This is a genomic window from Photobacterium lutimaris (assembly GCF_003025555.1).
In the GTDB taxonomy this organism is placed as follows: Bacteria; Pseudomonadota; Gammaproteobacteria; order Enterobacterales; family Vibrionaceae; genus Photobacterium; species Photobacterium lutimaris.
In genome coordinates this window covers 52,264-70,857 of sequence record NZ_PYMH01000004.1, presented here as the reverse complement: position 1 = coordinate 70,857, position 18,594 = coordinate 52,264, and the positions used below count along the sequence as shown (strand labels likewise).

Sequence of the window (18,594 nt, the reverse complement as noted above, 5' to 3'; positions counted from 1 at the left end):
TTTATTTATTATTCTTAGCCCAAGCGTTATATTGCTTAAGCTCTTTTTCAGTGATTGTAGATAGAAGACTTTCACGGTATTTTGTCCATAGTGGTTCACGTGCAGCTTTGAATTCTGGTGTATTACGCCCGTATTTTTTTGCTGCTTCTTTAGAACCGCTTGTTAGTTCCATCTTTAAATTTTTAATTTTTTGAGCATCTGAGTTACTTAAGTTAAGTACTTTCGTCATTTGCTGTACTTCTGTATTAATACGCTCAACATCCCGTGCTGGTAGTCGAAAATCTGATGCAAATGTAGAGAATGAAAGCATTAATGCTAAAGCTGAAGTGATAATAGTTTTATTCATAATCTTGTCCTATATTATTGAACAGCGCAGGATGTGTTTAAACGTTTCGCTAAGATGTAGTCATTAAACTGATTATTTTAACTGCGCGCAAGTCGCCATTACGAGAGTGTGACTCACTTATCAGAATTATTTCACTGGGCTCTTGAGCCTTGAGACACCACTCCGCAGCGAGCACTTTTGAGCCTAAGTCGAACTATTTAGTGCAAAAAACCCACAAAACAGGGCGTTTAAGTGAAGCCTGTCACATTTCACTCTCTCAGCTCCCTTAATTAGACTTCCCTTAGGGGGCTACTTGCGCGCGAATTATGGTTTTAATTTTGTGCTTATACCAGGAAAGCAATCGAAATATCACATGACAAAACCGAGATTCAGTTCACATTAGACAAATGCAAATTATTTGAGCCACGTCACATAAGATACAAATAACACTTAATAAACATAAAGATACAAGCAAAAGTCCATGTCGGATGTAATTTGACATAGCTATAGAAACGATTATATTGAGCCATAATTAAGCACAACACGAACTCTACAACGCAGCTCATAGGCAGTAGAACAGAATATTAAAGACTTTGGATAATCGAATAATCCATAACTAACCAAAAAATATATTGATTACTTAGGGACATTTTAATGAATATCAAACCAATAGCTTTTGTGATCACTACATTGATTGCATCTGCGACAGTGTGGGCAGAAACTAATGATAACAGTTTAATACTTATGGATCCGAACGATCCAGTTATCGATGCCCCTATTCAGAAGAGTCGTTCAACTAGAGCGAAAGGCCCGATGAGAACAAACTTCTTCACAGGCTTTGAGTACAGCGACAATGTTTATGAGCTCAGCCCCAGAGGTTCGAACTTAAACTGGGTCATTGCTGATGGTGGCACGAGAATAAACAACAACCTTCGTATGCGCTATGTTCTTAGTCAATCGCATGAAGACAAAAAAGCTAAAGGGCCTGGCGAGGCTAAGAGTGATTTAGGAGCAAGCACAAACTTCCGTATTATGCCTCGTTATTCAAACTGGGTTAACCCAAGATTCAGCTATTTTATTGAACCTCAGTATGCTCGACGATCAACAAATAGCGGTGCTGGTAATACTGAATATGGTCTAAATACGGGCATGCAGTATAGACTTGGTGCTAATACTTTTTTCTTTAGCCCAAGCTATAAACACCTAGTATTGGAACGCTATAGTCGTGATAATAACGGTTTCAATCCTGAGCTTGTCAGTGAACAAAATAAAAATATCGTTAGTGGTGAATTCAACTACACATACCGCCATTCTAATAAATTAAACTATGGTTTTAATATTAATGGTAATACAACCTTAGATAACGATAGCGACCATTTGGAACACAAATATACACGAAGTCGTGCTTGGAATATTCGTCCATTTATTCGTGCAAGCCACATGTACGGAATCACTACTGAATTCAACATAAAATATGGAAGCCAGGAGTCTGGTCCAAACTGGCACGGTTCTGACAGCCTAGATTTTAATTTAAATAACAACAAGCAGCTGAATCGTAACCTTCGCTTAGTTACAAACTTTGGTTATACTACAGCCGAACCTCACTCAGGTGTCGGTTGGGGTGAAAAAGAGGGTTATAAAGTTAAAGTCGGTTTAAACGTCTCCTTCTAAAAACTAACAATATATCCCAAAAGATTAGCACCTCAACTAAATGATAATGTTGAGATGCTAATCTTTAGTTCTTTGTACTCAAATACTATAAGTAATATCCTACACATAGATTTCATGTCGTTAGCAAACATTTGTAATGGTTATTAAATATATCAAAATCACTCTATTGCATAATCATACTCATAGCCATGCATTGTATGAAGCAAATTAGAATAGCCATTATTCCAATCCTCCAATTGTAAATCATGCAAGCCTTGTTCATATTGAGAAATAAAATAAGGGTTTAGGTTATCACAAACATTGGTAAACTCAGCCCCAGCCCATGCTGCATCATACCCGTTAACACAAAATAAATTTAACCCATCACTATACCCCTGCTCGAACTCTTGAACACGACTATCTGAAAGATTGGCGGGTAATTTCATATGCTGCCCTTCAAAGGCTAAGTTATACCCTTGTAAATACGCCGTATCGTTACCTGTTTCGAGTCCAGTTGAACAAGCCGATAGCAAAAAGACCCCAGTTAATAGAATTATGTTACTCACTCTAAACATATACCTCTCCTAGAAATTAACGTTACGTTAATAATGCAGCTCAGCATTACTATAGTGATGTTCAACAACAATTTACGTAATAACAAGATATAAACCACACTGAGACTATAGCATGAAATTTCCAGCATACTCACTGTCGAAACAGCTTTGATATAACCCTTCCTTCCTTTCGAAAAAAATAGAAATGTTTATACATAGATAAATAAAGGCTGCTGACGTGAATCATTCATATGTAAAACTATGTAAATAGTTAGTATCAACGAATAATTTGCGAAACGTTATTATCGACAGGCTGAGTGACTGGACGGACTATGCCGCGTTTTCTGAAGAAATCTAAATACATATGTTCAATTGCCTCCGCCTCAGTAGACACGAGTTAGTCTTCTAACTAAGGTAAGGCTGTCAAGCCGGGGGCTCCCCCCCCTAACTTAGAGGATAAAAACTTGCCGGTTATAAATCGCGACAGCCGCTTTCATCGCAGATACCATCAGCCTTAAAGTCACCATACATAGACTCTATAGCAAGCCAGGCATCGATACCTAATGACTTCTCCACATAGTTTTTAACGTCTTCTCTAAGTTTTTCTGCAAGGAAAGAGCCTACAAACATGCCCTGGTCTAAGCTAATAAGACGACGTTGTACTTTGCCCTCAATATTCAGTGCATCATACCAACCATAATCGCTGACTACTTGAGGATGGCTATCTTCAATTTCAAGCATCAATTCAATCGCATGTTGCTTATCCAACAGAGCATATAGAGCACTAGCATGAGGAGTCCCAACACCTTCTTGAGATGAGTGAATTTCATTCCTGTGGAAATGTTCACTCATCGCATCTATGCCATATTCAGAATAACCTCCAGAAATAGTGGCTGATGAAGACAGGAATGGGATTTTATACTGACGAGTATAATCAATTTGTGTTTGCGTCGCATGCTCAAACAATTGAGAGTTTCCAGATAGAACGGGTTCATCAAACCAAATTGAGGGTAACATTGCTTGAAAGTAAGCACCTTTCCATGTCAGCATTGGCTGTAATACACTTCCATTACTTGCTTTATAGTCAGCGTAATATAAACGCATATTATTAAACACAGTTTCCGGGATTGGTTTTTCCATCTGTTGAGTCAGCAAGTGTGCCCAAATTGGCGCTAGCCGACTTTCGTTAGTTTTTCTATCTATAAAATAACTGGTGACACCAGAGCCACTCCCATCGGGTAGCTCATCTCTATATCCTCCTCGTAATAGACCCTCTTGGTTATCATAGAGAAAGGACCATGCAGCAGCTGAATCTTTAATAAGCGTATCAAATCGGCGAGCGAGGCTTCTTAAGTCAGGTTCAGAATGCTCCCAGTATGCGCCCGCGACAGCAGCCATTGATGTAATAAGGTTGGCAGCATCTACGGCAGAAGAAACGGCTTTCGGAAGTTTCTCTATTCTTCCATCCGCTTCAATTCTATACATCCAGTAAAAATTACCTTTCCACTTGGGCATTTTTTCCATTGTATGAATTAGGTAGAAAAGACGCTGCTTCGCTTCACGTGATCCAGCCTTTTCCATCTCAGTAAGAACATTAAGGTATAAACCTAGTGCAGTAACATTCAATCGTCCGGTATTTTTTTCTATTAAACCTCCATGCTCATCGAAGTTTACATTATCAAAAGGAACTTTCGCTGTTGCACTTACACCTACACCATCTTGAAAAAATTGCATATTACTGTCTAAGTGTTGCCTAAAGTTGTTTGGATATAGCTCTTCAGCAACGTAAACAATGTTTATAGGCTCTGATATGGGTGGTGTGGATGATGACTGTGAGTCATCTGAACCGCTATTACATGCGGCAAGAGTGATAGTCATGATGGCTAGACTTAAAGCTCTATATTGAATGCTCATAAAAAACCTGACAGTGCGTTGATTAACGTTTTCCAGTAAAGCGTTACTAGCGTGAATATATAGGCTGATATCAGAACACTCAACAGAAACGATTCAGCCGATTGATCTGGGCAACATTTTTATGTTGTCTAACCGAAATGATGAACGAGGACAGTTAGAGAATAGATAATTATTCGCTATTAATATTGATCCGCCTGACTCAAGGTTGAGAGCCCAAAATGTTGCTTTTATAAGCAGCTCTTCGCGTATCGTCCCAGAACTTACCGGGTCTGGAGAGGAATTACACCTAAAAGCAATATCAAGCATTCACCACGGAGGAGAATAAACAGCACGCACAATATACCGTGCCTTATCACCGTTAATAATTTTGGACTTAATGGTTGCGTGACGTCACATTGTCAACAACCAATGTTTGCTGTTTTTAATAGCTAAGGTAGATTTAATGCAATTCGAGCGAAACGTTTATATTGAGGTTTTCATACACATATACAAGGTGTCTCAATTGAATTCCAACAACTCGTAATACACTGTCAATAGCAACGTTTTTTTCCTGTTATCTCATTTTATTCACGTTAAATATTGTCATAACAGGTTGATAAAAACACTTATTTATCAAAAGACTGGACTTATAACATGAAAGCAAATTTTGCCAAGAAGTGTCTTGGGCTTGCAGTTGCCTCTGCATTCTCTTTAGGGGCTAACGCTTCTGCAACTAATACAGACACGGAAGCTCCCCAACAACAGCCAAACGTAGTCTTAATTTTCGTGGATGATATTGGCTACGCCGACATGGGTTTTCAAAACCTCCGCGATGACATCGTCACGCCAAATATGGATAAAGTAGCGAATGAAGGGGCCATTTTTACGGCAGGATACGTAACGGGTTCGGTATGTGGCCCCTCACGTGCAGGCCTTCTAACCGGTCGTTACCAACAACGTTTCGGTTATCACGATAACATCGGACCATATCTTCGTGAAGAAGGTCTCGAACGAGGATTAGACCTTTCTCTTAAGACATTCGGTAATTACTTCCAAGACGCTGGCTATACTACAGGCTATATCGGTAAATCTCACGATGGTGACGAAATGAAATTCTGGCCACACAATCGTGGCTTTGACGAATTTTACGGTTTCAACAATGGAGCGGCTGATTATTTTGTAAGTGGCAAGAATGTCGAAAACGCTGAAGAGAAAGCATATTCTTCTCTACACAGAAACGGTAAGCTCGTTGAAAACTTTGATGGTTACCTAACAGACATTTTCGGTGATGAATCCGTTGACTTCATTGAGCGCCATAAAGATAGTCCATTCTTCCTTTATGTCCCTTTCAATGCCTCACACGGTCCAATGCATGCAAAAGCAGAAGACCTGGAAAAGTTTTCGCACATTAAAGATCAGCTACGCCGTAAGTCAGTGGCTATGACTTACAATATGGACTTGAACGTAGGGAAAATTATCAACAAGCTTGAAGAGCACGAGCTTATGGATAATACAATGATCATTTTCCTATCCGATAACGGTGGAAAGCCATCGAACAATGGCTCCATTAACCACCCACTAAGAGACACAAAAGGTACTACTTATGACGGTGGTATCCGCATTCCGTTCTCTATCACTTACCGTGGGAATATCCCCGCCGGTCAAGTAATCGATGATCCCGCCGTGTCTCTTGATATCCTCCCAACCACTCTTGCTATTGCCGGTGTAGAACCAAAAGCTGAGTGGGAGTTGGAAGGCGTTAACCTAATGCCACGTCTTACGGGTCAACAAGAGAAGCTAGATTCACGTTTCCTATACTGGAAAACGCCAATGCGTGCAGCTATCCGTGATGAAAACTGGAAAATTGTCATTCCAAACCACATGGTGAAACGCCCTCGTGTTGAACTTTATAAAATCAGTGAAGACATCGGTGAAAAGAACAATGTTGCAGATAAATATCCAGAGCAAGTCGATCGCTTAATGGCTGCATTTGAAGCATGGGATGCTAAAAATGAAGTGTCAGCTCGTTGGGGGTGGAACCGTGATCGATTCCCATACGGCGAAGGCTGGCGTGGTAAATGGTAAAAGCTTAAAGGCCTGTATTTAGCAGTTGGCTTAACAAGCTACACAATAATGAGGCGCAAGCTAACGCTTGGCAGCCTCATTATTAGCTTTTACGAATGATTAACCGTTACTAATCCAATAGCACTAAATGCCAGTAATCACAAAGAGGTTTGTCACTCAAAGAAAAACCATCTCATCGCTCTATCCGCCTCACGTATTGGCAAAGGCAAGCCGAACTGTCTGCGCATTAAACCTCTGACCGACGAGGAAAACAATAATGAAAAATGTTTTTAAGAAAACAGCCGTGAGCATGACGGTATTGGCAGCCCTGGGGAGCGGAGCTGCCTTCGCCCAATCCATCGAGCAGTCGCAAACACAACCCAACGTGGTTATTCTGTTCGCTGATGACTTAGGCTATGCCGATGTGGGTTATCACAACTCTAGCAAAGATGTCGAAACCCCAAACATGGACCGCCTTGCAGCCAGTGGCGCCGCACTGACTGCTGGCTATGTAACTGCCCCGGTATGTGGACCGTCTCGTGCAGGATTAACATCTGGCCGTTACCAGCAGCGCTTTGGCTTCCATAACAATACCGGCCCGTTCGTCCGCGAAGAAGGTATCGTTCAGGGCACACCAGATGGGATGCTGAACAACAACTTTGGTTACTACTTCCAGCAGGCGGGTTATGTCACAGGCATGGTGGGTAAACACCATGATGGCAAACAGCGCAAGTTTTGGCCCCACCACCGTGGTTTTGATGAGTTCTACGGTTTTAACAATGGGGCGGCTAACTACTTTGTTGGCCCGCAGAACCAAGAAACAGCATCAAGTAAGCCATTCTCTGTCATGTACCGCAATGACAAAGTCGACGACAACTTTGATGAATACCTGACCGACCGTTTCGGCTCGGAAGCCATCAGTTTCATCGAACGCCACAAAGACTCACCGTTCTTCCTTTACGTTCCCTTCAATGGTGTACACGGCCCTCTTCAGGCAACAGAAGAAGACCTAGAACGATACGCGCACATCGAAGATAAAAAGCGCCGTAAGCTACTGGCAATGAACTATAACGTCGACCGAAACATAGGCCGCATTCTCGATACTCTAGAAGAGAACGAGTTAACTGAAAACACCATTGTCTTCTTCTTGTCAGACAACGGCGGTAAGCCAAAAGGGAACGCGTCTTACAACCTTCCACTACGCGCGCAAAAGGGTACGCTTTGGGATGGCGGGATCCGCATACCATTCGCTGTGTCATGGCCGGGAACAATCCCTGCAGGACAAACTATTGATGAACCAATCATTTCGCTGGATATCCTACCGACAATGGCAGCCGCCGCCAACGTCGATGTCCAAGCTGATTGGAATCTAGATGGTGTTAACTTATTACCGTTGCTTACCGGTGAGGATAAGTCTTTAGAAAACCGATTCCTATACTGGAACACCAGCATGGCAGGCGCAATTCGCGATCATGACTGGAAACTCGTGATGCCAAACATTCGTAATCAGCGTCCTCGTGTACAGCTATTCAATATCAGTAATGATATCTCTGAGTCCAAAGACTTGGCCAAAGAGCACCCAGAACAAGTGAAACGCCTACAGGAAGCATGGAATGCCTGGGACGCTGAAAACGAAGCTGCCATGTGGGGCTGGAACCGAAATATGTTCCCTGTTGAAACTAATTGGCGAAACCTAAACAGCCTCTAATGACCGACTAGACAGCGCCTCGGCGCTGTCTTTTTTTACCCGATTTTATCATTTCGACTACATACCCGATTCAGCTCACATTCCCAGACATGCAAACCACGCAAAAATTGTGGCTTAAAGGGCTTTACGGTAACCTCAAACCAACTCGAAACGTTTATACAAATTAACACATAAACGCTCTTAACTGATAGTCAATCATAGGTTGATGCTTCACTCGCAACCACTGTCAAGGATGCTTCGACAAGTCTCGGAGCTAGCCCAATAACCTATGGTCATAACGTTATAAGGTAAGCAATGTCTACGTTTAAACAATGTCATGTGATGGCGAAACCAAGCAGTTCAGTATGCAACCTTGACTGCACTTACTGTTTTTACCTGGAAAAAGAGAACCTTTACCCTGAGCGCAAAGCCCGCTGGCAAATGTCGGATGAAACGCTCGAGGCCTACGTGAAGCAATATATCGATGCAAACAGTGGTAGCGAAAGCATTGAATTTTCATGGCAAGGTGGCGAGCCAACCATGATGGGGCTAGATTTTTTTCGTAAAGCTGTCGAACTACAGCACAAACACAAGAAAAACCACCGCATTACCAATGCCTTCCAAACCAACGGCTTGCTTATTGATGACGAGTGGTGTGAGTTTTTCAAACAGCACAACTTCCTTATCGGTGTTTCCATCGACGGCCCAGCACACCTTCATGACCACTTCCGAGTGACCCGTGCAGGCAAGGCTAGCCACGATAAAGTCATGGCCGCAATCACCAAGATGAAAAAGCACGGTGTCGATTTCAATACATTGACCGTGCTAAACAGTGAAAACGTGAAATACCCTGAAGAGGTTTACGACTTCTTGGTGGGTATTGGCTCCACCTTCTTGCAGTTTATCCCAATCGTTGAACGCGAAGCGAAGCAAAAAACAGAAGAAGGACTATTTCTTGTTAGTCCTGAGTACCAAGCCGAAGCGGATGTCACCGAGTGGTCGGTTCCGTCACTGGCCTATGGTGAGTTCCTTAACCGCGTCTTTGACCGCTGGGTCAAGAAAGACGTCGGTCGTATCTTCGTCAATACCTTTGATTCAACCCTGGCAACCTGGTGCAACGAGCCTTCGGGCATTTGTGTCCAGTCTGAAACCTGTGGCCATGCCTTTATTCTTGAATCAAACGGTGACATGTATAACTGTGACCACTTTGTTTACCCTGAACACAAGCTGGGTAATATTCACAGCGATCCTATCCAAGATCTGAACCAGACCGACAAAGCGGTTAAATTTGGTATGGATAAGAAAGACAAGCTAACGCTGCAATGCCGACGTTGTCCATATCGCATGCAATGTCACGGTGGTTGCCCTAAACATAGATTCGCTCGCTCAGAGGCAGGACAAGAGGGGCATAGCTATTTCTGTACTGGCTACTATGCCTTCTTCAAACACACTGAGACGAAAATGAAGCAGATGCGTGATCTACTTATGCGCGGCCGCCCTGCATCAGACATTATTTACCTCAACTTACAGCAAAAAATGGTCGCGAACACATTTACCGGTGGCCGTAACTCGCCTTGTCCGTGTGGTAGCGGCAAGAAGGTTAAGCGCTGCTGCCAGATTGTTTAATTAATTCAACACTAAGAAGATAAAAGAGCCAGTATTCAATGACGCTAACTATACATGGAAACAAGAAATGGACCTCATTAGCTTTAGCGATTTCAGGTTTAATTTACTCAGGTAATATTCTGGCAGCCCAACAGGTTGAGCCGCCTCGCGATAATCTGGAAAGCCAGCCAAACATCATTGTGATTTACACCGATGATCAAGGTTGGGGCGATGTCGGTTATCACGGATACGATGACATCCATACCCCCAATATCGATGCATTAGCCGCAGGGGGTGTACATTTTCCCCAAGCTTATGTCAGTGCTTCCGTGTGCGGGCCATCTCGTGCAGGGTTGTTAACCGGCGTGTATCAACAACGCTTTGGCGTTTACGGCAACTTTGATCAAAATCATGTCCCCCGTAGTCAGCCGCTTATGATGGAAATGATGCAAGATCTCGGTTACAGCACCGGGGTTATTGGTAAATGGCATATGGGTGAGCCAACCGGCAGGCCCAATGAACGTGGGGCTGACTTCTTCTATGGTTTCCATGGCGGCTCACACAACTACATGTTTTCTGATGCCGAGGAAGGGGGCAAACCGTGGCTATCCCCCCTCTACCGCAATACAGAAAAAGAGCCACCAATCCAAGAAAGCAATGGATATCTCACCGAGATCTTTACCGATGAGGCCGTTGCCTTCATTGAAAAAAATGCAAACAAGCCTTTCTTCTTGCATGTCGCCCATTTTGCTGTTCACCATCCCTGGCAAGTTCCTGATGGATATATTGAGCGATTAGACCAGCTCAATGTTCACCATGAAGAGCGACGTTTCTTTGCCGCACAAACATTAGTATTGGATGATGGCATTGGCGCGATCATGGATACTCTGAAATCCTACCAGCTTGACAAAGACACTCTGGTTTTTTTCATGAGTGATAACGGCACACCTTCCGGACAAGGTTTTGAAGAACCACGTAAGAAAAAGCGGGGGGAAACGACCATGTCTAGCCCTGGGCCTTTTAATGGGTTCAAAGGAGATACCTATGAAGGCGGTATTAGGGTTCCATTTATTATTCATTACCCCGCTCAAATAAAACCGGGAATGAAATATGACCCTATGGTTAGCTCACTAGATATTTTTCCGACTATTGCAGCACGTTTTGGCATTAATAAAATAGAGGCAAACGCTCACGCTGAAACAATACCATTTGATGGCGTTGATCTTTTCCCTTATTTATTAAGTGAAAAAGACGGTGAGCCTCATCAAACCCTTTATTGGCGCAGGGACAATGACTACGCTATCCGTGACGGTAACTGGAAGCTCACAGTCAATGATGACAATGGCCCACGCACTATCCGGCTGTTCGATATGGATACTGACCCGGGTGAATGGCACGACCTAGCTAACGATAAACCCGATATTGCCCAAGCGCTAAAAGATAAATTCGATACATGGGAAGCAACGCTGCCAGTTAATAAACTGAGTGTAAAGCCGACTAACCGTAATGTTGGTTTTAACGATGGTAACAGAGTAAACGTAACAGAGTTTAATCAGAAACTGAATTAATAGAACTATACCCTGCCGCTCGATAATTAACGAGCGGCATTCAATCTCAATATACGTAATAACTATCAGTTAAGGTTTGTGGGAGCCTGAACATGCCTTCAAGAACACAAGCTGTCATATTTTTTCGCGCCTGTGCAATAGCGTTGCTTTTGATCGGTTGTGTACAAACACCTCAAGAACACACCAATACTGTACCTGTAATTTCACCCTCATTCAGTCTTTCAGGCACTGCAGAAACCGATGAATTTTGGTGGACAGAATTTGATGACCCGCAACTAAACCTACTTGTCAGTAATGCCCTTAGTTCAAACTTCAGCCTGCAATCAAGCCTCGCCCGTGTACAGAGAGCAGCAGCAACGGCGGATGTCAGAGAGGCAGGTCGATACCCTACCGTCAATGGTGTGGCTGGCAGCAATGTCCGCCGCGAGCGCCAATCGATCGGCGGCGAAATTACGCAGGAAACAACGGATAACCTCAGGCTCAACGCTAGCTGGGAGCTCGATTTATGGGGGAAAAACCAAGCCAAGGCATCGGCGGCCTATTTTAGTTTTCTCGCCAGTGAAGAGCAATTACAGGCGGCAGCGCAAACTCTCGCAGGAGATATCGCCAGACGTTGGTATCAGCTTCTCGAACAGCATCAATCCATGGAAATTCTGAAAAAGCAGATCAGCAATACCAAAATCATTGCCGAAATTACGGGTCATCGGTATCGCACCGGACAGGGCAGTATCAGCGCCTTATGGCGTCAAGAGCAACTTTTAGAGAGCTTGAAAGCACAAGAGAAGCAAGCCCGTAAAAACGTATTGATCCTTGAGAGGCAAATGAATGTCTTACTCGGACGCTCGCCGACGGCTATTATTGACTGGAGCTACTCTGCTTTCCCTGCCCTACCGCCATTGCCAGAGACAGGCCTACCGGCAACCTTGTTAGACAGAAGACCCGATGTCCGTGCGCTCTGGTATCAATATGAATCCAGTCAGCAAAATGTCTCAGCAGCGGCAGCTGCCCGGCTTCCCAACATATCCATCAGTAGCGCTGCCGCGAGTAGTGACTGGACAAATGCTTTTGACATTTGGCGACTTGACCTTGGTGCCCAGTTGAACATTCCGGTTTTTAATGCAGGCAAACTCAAAGCGGAGCAGAAAGAGGCTGAAGCCTCCTCTTATCTGGCTTTTAACAACTACACCCAAGGCGTTCTCAGCGCGATAGAAGAGGTAGAAGTCAATGTCCTCTCTGAGCTAAGCCAACAAGAGCAACTCGATTCGCTACGCCGCCAAACCCGGCAAGCCGAGAATATCCTTGAAGTCGAATCTATTCGCTACAGCCGGGGCATGCAAGGCTACCTCGATGTCTTAAACGCCCAGGAAAAACTATTCACCTTACAAAAACAATCGCTTAGCGCCCAACGGCAACTATTTCTGCGCCGCATCGCTACCTATCAGTCTCTTGGCGGCCAACTCATCTCTCTATCTAAAGACGGTGCGATTGAACTGCAACCACGAATGGAATCCTAACCATGACTACTGAGGTCAACGCTTTGCCGAATAAAGCGATCCCAAAAACACCTTTGCGCTATTTAGTAACCGCCCTAAAGATAATCATCCCCTGTGGTGTGCTTGCCGCTGGGATTTATACAACGGATCTGTTGCTGCAAGGCAAGCCCAAGCATCACCGTCCAGCCGGCCAACCACCCGCAAGATTGGTTGATGTCTACCATGTGGAATACAGCGAGGAAGCCCCGACTATCGTTGCCCAAGGTGAGGTCATGGCAAAGCGCAGTGTTAACCTACGATCTCAATTACGCGGGACAATTACTGAGCTTCCTCACCATTTAATTCCCGGCGGCTTTGTCCAACGAGGGGAAACGCTGGTCACCTTAGACAAGCGCGATTATTACTTAGCCGTAAAGGAAGCAGAAGCGTCACTCGACAGGCAGCTGGCGCTCTATGATGTAGAAGTAGGCCGTCGCCGAGCCGCCGAAATGGAATACCAGCTTTCAGGCCAAACTCTCTCTGATGAAGATCTGGCACTGGTACTGCGCCATCCCCAACTGGCGCAAATTGAAGCAGATATCGCCCGTAGCCAAGCAACATTAGAAAAAGCGGTGATCAACTACGAGCGAACTCAAATCACGGCTCCCTTTGACGGCCAGATCATCAATATCGACGCAGCCGAAGGAAGCCAGGTACGCGACAATACCATTCTGATGGATATTGTTGCTACAGATACGTTCTGGTTGAAAGCCAGTATCCCCGCACAACAACTACAGTGGCTAACCATTCCATCCGCCGAACGCCGCCTATACAGCCAGCAAGCCGCCTGCTACGGCTCGCAAGTCATTATTAGAAACCCAAACGAATGGGGCAATGACAACTACCGACAAGGCTGTGTCACCAGTTTGCTACCGGAGCTCGATAAACGCATCAAAACCGCATCGGTACTGATAAGGATCGATGATCCTCTCGCCCAGAAACCCGAGAACCATGGTAAACCAGCGGTTTTACTCAATGCTTTTTTGCAAGCAGAGTTCAAAGCCACCCCTATTATTGATGCGGTAAAACTACCACGCCGCTACCTGCAAAAAGATCAGTATGTCTGGCTGATGAATGATGAGGAGAAGCTAGAGGCACGAAAAATCGACGTTGCCCACCGAGGTCAAAAAAGTGTGTTGATTACCGGAGGATTAGAACCGGGAGATCGTATCGTCACCACCCCACTCATTGGTGCTATCGAAGGGATCGCACTAAAACTGCGCACCCCCGAGCAAGTGATGATCACAGCTGATAGCAACCAAGCCGCCGCACCTGATAGCTTAGATAAAGTCCCACTACCAGCGCAGGGGCAAGAGTCATGAACCAATCAAAAGGTGCCATTGCCTGGATGACCCACAATAGGGTCACGCCAAACTTGCTAATGCTGTTCTTTATCATTGGCGGACTCTTGATGGGTTGGCAGATAAAAAAAGAGGTACAACCCAACACCCAACATAATTCTATACGGGTCTGGGTGTATTACCCCGGTTCAACACCAGCAGAAATGGAGCAAGGGATCACCCTACCGATTGAGAATGCAATCAACGGTATCGAGGGGATAAAAGAAATTCATTCCTGGGCCAATTCAGCGGGTACCAATATTACCGCTGAGCTCATTAACAATGTCGATGTTGAGCGGGTAAAGCGGGAGATAGAAAATGCGGTTAATACCGCGCAATTACCCGCAGGAGCAGAAAAGCCCAGGGTGCTCCGCAACCAAAGCCGTCAGGAATCAATGGAGCTGGTGTTATATGGTGACACCGATCCTGTCGCCCTGCGAGAAACCAGCACTGAGCTACAAAACATCCTACTACGTTCACCTGAATTAACGCAGGTCGAAGTCAATGGCTTCTCAAAGTATGAAGTACAAATCCAAATTGATACCCAGACTCTTGAACGCTACGGCCTGACCTTAGATCAAGTCGCACGAAGTATCAGTAGCCATGCAGTGACACAGTCAGGTGGCCGGATACAGTCCAGCGGGGGGGATATTTTGCTTCAGCTGGATGAGCGTCGGGGATGGGCAAAAGAATTCAACGATATTGTTGTCCTCCAGACTCCGCAGGGGGGGCGCGTCTACCTTGAAGATATAGCCGATATTCGAGACGGTTTTGCCAATAAGAACAACAGTTCATTTTATAATGGCCTACCATCTGCAAGTATCCGGGTATACCGGATTGGCGATCAAACACCAGTCTCGATTTCTGAAGCCGTTTATGACCGTCTGCCAGAACTCGAAAGCGCACTACAACCGGGTATGACGCTGAATATCGTCAGTGACGATGCCATCATCTTCCAGCAGAGAATGCATTTGCTACTAAAAAATGCGTTTTCCGGGCTACTGCTGGTCTTGTTCGTTCTCGCCCTGTTCCTCGATGTTCGCCTCGCATTCTGGGTGACTGTCGGTATACCGACCTCCTTCCTTGGATCTCTGCTCTTTCTCCCCGCGATGGATGTCTCTATCAACATGATCTCCATGTTTGCATTCATCATTGCCCTCGGGATCGTGGTCGATGATGCCATTATTGCAGGAGAGAACATTCATGAAAAAATGAGCCAAGGAGTCCCATTTGCCAATGCTGCGATTGAAGGGGCGAAAGAGATCGCCACCCCGCTGACCTTCAGTATCCTCACCAACATCATCGCGTTTATCCCTATTTGGTTCCTGCCTGGAACCTTAGGAATGATGTTTCAGGTTATTCCTTTGGTCGTTGCTTGTGTATTTATTATCTCTTGGGTCGAGGCACTGTTTATCCTGCCAACCCATTTGGCGCATATCAATAACCACCAACAACCCAACTGGGTCAAGCCTTTCACCGTCATACAGCACTATGTTGACAAAGGGCTGCAGTGGTTTATTTCACGCCTCTATACCCCGACCCTTAAGCGATTACTGGCCCAGCGCTACTTCGTTATAAGCAGCGGGGTTGTCATGCTGATGGTCTCTATCGGCTACATCTCAGGTGGGCATCTAGGGTTTACCACGATGCCGCGTGTTGAAGCTGAATTTTCTCTCGCTCGTGCCTTTATGCCTGTCGGCACCTCTTACGAGGAAGCAACCGAGGTAAGGCACACGCTTGAACAGGCCGCAATGCAAGTCATTGAACAAAACGGTGGAGAAGAACTGGCTACCGGCGTCTCAACCCACATTCGTAGCCGTGACGGTGAATTTATTATTATTTCCCGCATTTTCCTTCAACCCTCGGAGATCCGTGCTATTCCAACACGACAAGTATCGCGAGCTTGGCGACAGGAAGCCGGTGATATTCCAACGGCAAACGCCGTCAGGTTCTCGGCAACAGGCAACGGGCCAGGTGCCGATGTTGCCGGCGTCACCGTCGAGCTTACCCATCGCAACAATGAACGTTTGCAGATGGCAAGTGAAGATCTCAGTGAGATTTTGGCGGGCTATAACGGTGTGGTCGATATTGAAAACAGCTTCATGTCTGGTAGCCAGCAGATAAAGCTATCCCTGTTACCTGAAGGCAAAAGCATGGGGTTAAATGAGCAAGACCTCATCCGTCAAGTTCGTCACGCGTTTAACGGTGTACGAGCGATGCGCCAACAACGCGGCAGTGATGAAGTCGATGTTAAAGTACAACTTCCCGACTGGCAGCGCTCGAGTGTCTATCACCTTGAGCACCTGCCGATCAAAGTGGGAGACCGCTACCTGCCCTTGTCCCAGATAGCCAGTGTTGAACGTGAATACTCAGCATCAACCATTCAGCGACGAGAAGGGCGACGTCGAGTCACCGTCGGTGCCGACATCACCCCTTCATCAGAAGCGATGGCACTATCACAAACCTTGGCCAATGACGTTTTTCCAATGCTTCAGCAACAGTATCCGGGGCTCGGTATTGGCTTTCTAGGCGATCAGGCTGAGCAAAAAGAGAGCCTTAGCAGTCTCGCAACCAATGGGGCGTTGGTGTTGCTCGCACTCTACTGTTTATTGGCGATCCCTTTTCGCAGTTATACCCAACCGCTGATCATCATGACCATCATTCCATTTGGGATCATCGGTGCCGTGATCGGGCACAGCCTGCTAAATTACAGCCTTAGCATCGTCAGCCTGCTGGGTACCTTGGCACTCAGTGGCGTCGTGATCAATGACAGCTTGATTCTGGTGACAGAAGTGAACCGAAACCGGGAACGAGGACGGCCCCTCGTCCAATCAATCCTTGCTGGCAGTTCACGGCGCTTTCGCCCAATCATGCTAACCACTTTAACGACATTTGGCGGGCTGGTTCCGATGATTATGGAAACCTCAAACCAAGCGCAGTTAATGGTGCCAATGGCGATTTCACTTGGTTTCGGCATTCTGTTCGCCACCTTCATTACCTTGGTGCTTCTGCCCTGCCTCTACCATGCACTGGAAGACATAAAGGCTCTGTTTCCTTTTACCGCCAAGTCGGAAAAAGCGGTACTGATTACAGAACAAGCGCGAGAACCGGATAGTTTGCCCCAAGAAAGCCTGCCCAAGGAGAATGCCAGCCATGCAATCTAAACAATGGTGCCGTAATGATTCATTCACCATGGTCGTATTTTCATTCGCCTTATTCTCATCAACAGCATTCGCTGACGCACAGGACGGGCTGAGTGATGAGGTCGTCACCCTGAATCAGCTTGCCACTGACATATCTCAGCCTACGGCTATAAAAGCCCCACAGGGCAATATCGGTCAATATCGTACCCCTGATTCTCGCAATGACGGACTGTTAACTGCAGATATGCATGGTATGGGTATCGATACCCAGCGAATCAACCAGCTTCGCCAAGACATTACAGCCGGAAATTATGGCCAAATTGACAGCTTGCTGATTCATCACAAAGGAAAGCTTGTTTCTGAAGATTATTGGCATGATGGTGGCATAGATAAACCGCATTTCATGTTTTCTATCACCAAAAACATGCTGTCCAATGCCATCGGTAAAGCCATCGAGCTTGGATATATTGATAGCGTCAACGACCCCGCAATCAAATACCTTTCCAATATCGATAGAAAGCAACTCGCCGCCGGCAGCGAATTTATCACCTTGCATGACTTACTCAGTATGCAATCCGGTATTTCTATTTCCAACAACCATGCCGCTCACCAAGCATCAATCACTGTCGATAACCATGCGGCGTTATACCTCACGTTATCCGACAATGTCGTACCGGGGCAGCGCTTTAAATACCAAGGCGCGGATACTGACATCCTCAACCATGTCCTATTCAATACCACAGGCAAAGATCTCGCCGCTTTTACTGAAGAATACTTTTTTACCCCAATGGCTATCGACAATGCCTACTGGGAAGAATCGGCCTGTGGCCTAACCAAAGCCAGCTCAGGGCTCCATATGACCTCTCGAGACATGCTGAAATTCGGCATGCTTGTGTTAGGCGAAGGACAGTTTAATGGTAAGCCGTTACTGACAAAAGGGTGGCTAGATACCGCGACCACACCCAAGACTCGAAACGGCAACTATGGCTATTTCTGGTGGACCCAAAACTTCCGCTTAAATGGAAAAGAAATCAACACTATTTCGGCAAGGGGTGCCCGTGGCCAGTTCATTTTCGTGAATCCTGAACTGGATCTTATCGTCGCTGTCACGAGCAGTAATACCGGTCAGCAACGACGTGTACCTTTGCAATTTGTACCTGAATATATTTTACCTGCAATCCCACCAGCGAAAGAGTCTAGAGACGACGATAAGTATTTCTCTACTGGCTGATT

General features: G+C 45.5%; 12 protein-coding genes. 9 read left to right on the top strand and 3 right to left on the bottom strand.

What is annotated here, in order from left to right; all coding sequences use genetic code 11:
* Position 1: 1 nt before the first annotated feature.
* Positions 2-346, bottom strand: a complete 345-nt coding sequence (locus tag C9I99_RS10820; protein WP_107348901.1) for a hypothetical protein — start codon at positions 344-346, stop codon at positions 2-4.
* A 633-nt stretch (positions 347-979) separates the two neighbouring features.
* On the opposite strand from C9I99_RS10820, the gene C9I99_RS10815 reads away from it, so the two are divergent.
* Positions 980-1,996, top strand: coding sequence for a hypothetical protein (locus tag C9I99_RS10815; protein ID WP_107348900.1), 1,017 nt, complete (start codon positions 980-982; stop codon positions 1,994-1,996).
* A 158-nt stretch (positions 1,997-2,154) separates the two neighbouring features.
* Here the strand turns inward: C9I99_RS10815 and C9I99_RS10810 are convergent, their stop codons facing one another.
* Positions 2,155-2,550 carry a DUF2799 domain-containing protein gene (locus C9I99_RS10810; protein ID WP_107348899.1) on the bottom strand — a complete coding sequence of 132 codons (396 nt, stop codon included), beginning with the start codon at positions 2,548-2,550 and terminating at the stop codon, positions 2,155-2,157.
* Between the two features lie 450 nt (positions 2,551-3,000).
* Positions 3,001-4,443, bottom strand: a complete 1,443-nt coding sequence (locus C9I99_RS10805; protein WP_107348898.1) for a glucoamylase family protein — start codon at positions 4,441-4,443, stop codon at positions 3,001-3,003.
* 633 nt (positions 4,444-5,076) lie between these two features.
* Here C9I99_RS10805 and C9I99_RS10800 point away from each other — a divergent pair.
* The 8 genes from C9I99_RS10800 (at position 5,077) to C9I99_RS10765 (ending at position 18,592) form a co-directional block, all read left to right on the top strand.
* Complete coding sequence (locus tag C9I99_RS10800; protein WP_107348897.1) at positions 5,077-6,507, top strand: sulfatase-like hydrolase/transferase; 1,431 nt, start codon at positions 5,077-5,079, stop codon at positions 6,505-6,507.
* A 256-nt stretch (positions 6,508-6,763) separates the two neighbouring features.
* Complete coding sequence (locus C9I99_RS10795; RefSeq protein ID WP_107348896.1) at positions 6,764-8,194, top strand: sulfatase; 1,431 nt, start codon at positions 6,764-6,766, stop codon at positions 8,192-8,194.
* Between the two features lie 294 nt (positions 8,195-8,488).
* Positions 8,489-9,799, top strand: a complete 1,311-nt coding sequence (locus C9I99_RS10790) for an anaerobic sulfatase maturase (RefSeq protein WP_107348895.1) — start codon at positions 8,489-8,491, stop codon at positions 9,797-9,799.
* 38 nt (positions 9,800-9,837) lie between these two features.
* Positions 9,838-11,346, top strand: a complete 1,509-nt coding sequence (locus C9I99_RS10785; protein WP_107348894.1) for a sulfatase family protein — start codon at positions 9,838-9,840, stop codon at positions 11,344-11,346.
* Positions 11,347-11,438: 92 nt separating this feature from the next.
* Positions 11,439-12,860: an efflux transporter outer membrane subunit gene (locus tag C9I99_RS10780; protein ID WP_107348893.1), complete on the top strand. Its 1,422-nt coding sequence runs from the start codon at positions 11,439-11,441 to the stop codon at positions 12,858-12,860.
* A gap of 2 nt (positions 12,861-12,862) precedes the next feature.
* Complete coding sequence (locus C9I99_RS10775) at positions 12,863-14,200, top strand: efflux RND transporter periplasmic adaptor subunit (protein ID WP_107348892.1); 1,338 nt, start codon at positions 12,863-12,865, stop codon at positions 14,198-14,200.
* Positions 14,197-17,382 carry an efflux RND transporter permease subunit gene (locus C9I99_RS10770; protein ID WP_107348891.1) on the top strand — a complete coding sequence of 1,062 codons (3,186 nt, stop codon included), beginning with the start codon at positions 14,197-14,199 and terminating at the stop codon, positions 17,380-17,382. Before C9I99_RS10775 ends, C9I99_RS10770 begins: the two co-directional genes overlap by 4 nt.
* Complete coding sequence (locus tag C9I99_RS10765; protein ID WP_166645407.1) at positions 17,372-18,592, top strand: serine hydrolase domain-containing protein; 1,221 nt, start codon at positions 17,372-17,374, stop codon at positions 18,590-18,592. The genes C9I99_RS10770 and C9I99_RS10765 overlap by 11 nt, the downstream gene beginning before the upstream one ends.
* The last annotated feature ends 2 nt before the right edge of the window (positions 18,593-18,594 follow it).

Coding starts and splice junctions, on each gene's coding strand:
- C9I99_RS10820 (WP_107348901.1), bottom strand. CDS start 346: ATGAATAAAACTATTATCACTTCAGCTTTAGCATTAATGCTTTCATTC.
- C9I99_RS10815 (WP_107348900.1), top strand. CDS start 980: ATGAATATCAAACCAATAGCTTTTGTGATCACTACATTGATTGCATCT.
- C9I99_RS10810 (WP_107348899.1), bottom strand. CDS start 2,550: ATGTTTAGAGTGAGTAACATAATTCTATTAACTGGGGTCTTTTTGCTA.
- C9I99_RS10805 (WP_107348898.1), bottom strand. CDS start 4,443: ATGAGCATTCAATATAGAGCTTTAAGTCTAGCCATCATGACTATCACT.
- C9I99_RS10800 (WP_107348897.1), top strand. CDS start 5,077: ATGAAAGCAAATTTTGCCAAGAAGTGTCTTGGGCTTGCAGTTGCCTCT.
- C9I99_RS10795 (WP_107348896.1), top strand. CDS start 6,764: ATGAAAAATGTTTTTAAGAAAACAGCCGTGAGCATGACGGTATTGGCA.
- C9I99_RS10790 (WP_107348895.1), top strand. CDS start 8,489: ATGTCTACGTTTAAACAATGTCATGTGATGGCGAAACCAAGCAGTTCA.
- C9I99_RS10785 (WP_107348894.1), top strand. CDS start 9,838: ATGACGCTAACTATACATGGAAACAAGAAATGGACCTCATTAGCTTTA.
- C9I99_RS10780 (WP_107348893.1), top strand. CDS start 11,439: ATGCCTTCAAGAACACAAGCTGTCATATTTTTTCGCGCCTGTGCAATA.
- C9I99_RS10775 (WP_107348892.1), top strand. CDS start 12,863: ATGACTACTGAGGTCAACGCTTTGCCGAATAAAGCGATCCCAAAAACA.
- C9I99_RS10770 (WP_107348891.1), top strand. CDS start 14,197: ATGAACCAATCAAAAGGTGCCATTGCCTGGATGACCCACAATAGGGTC.
- C9I99_RS10765 (WP_166645407.1), top strand. CDS start 17,372: ATGCAATCTAAACAATGGTGCCGTAATGATTCATTCACCATGGTCGTA.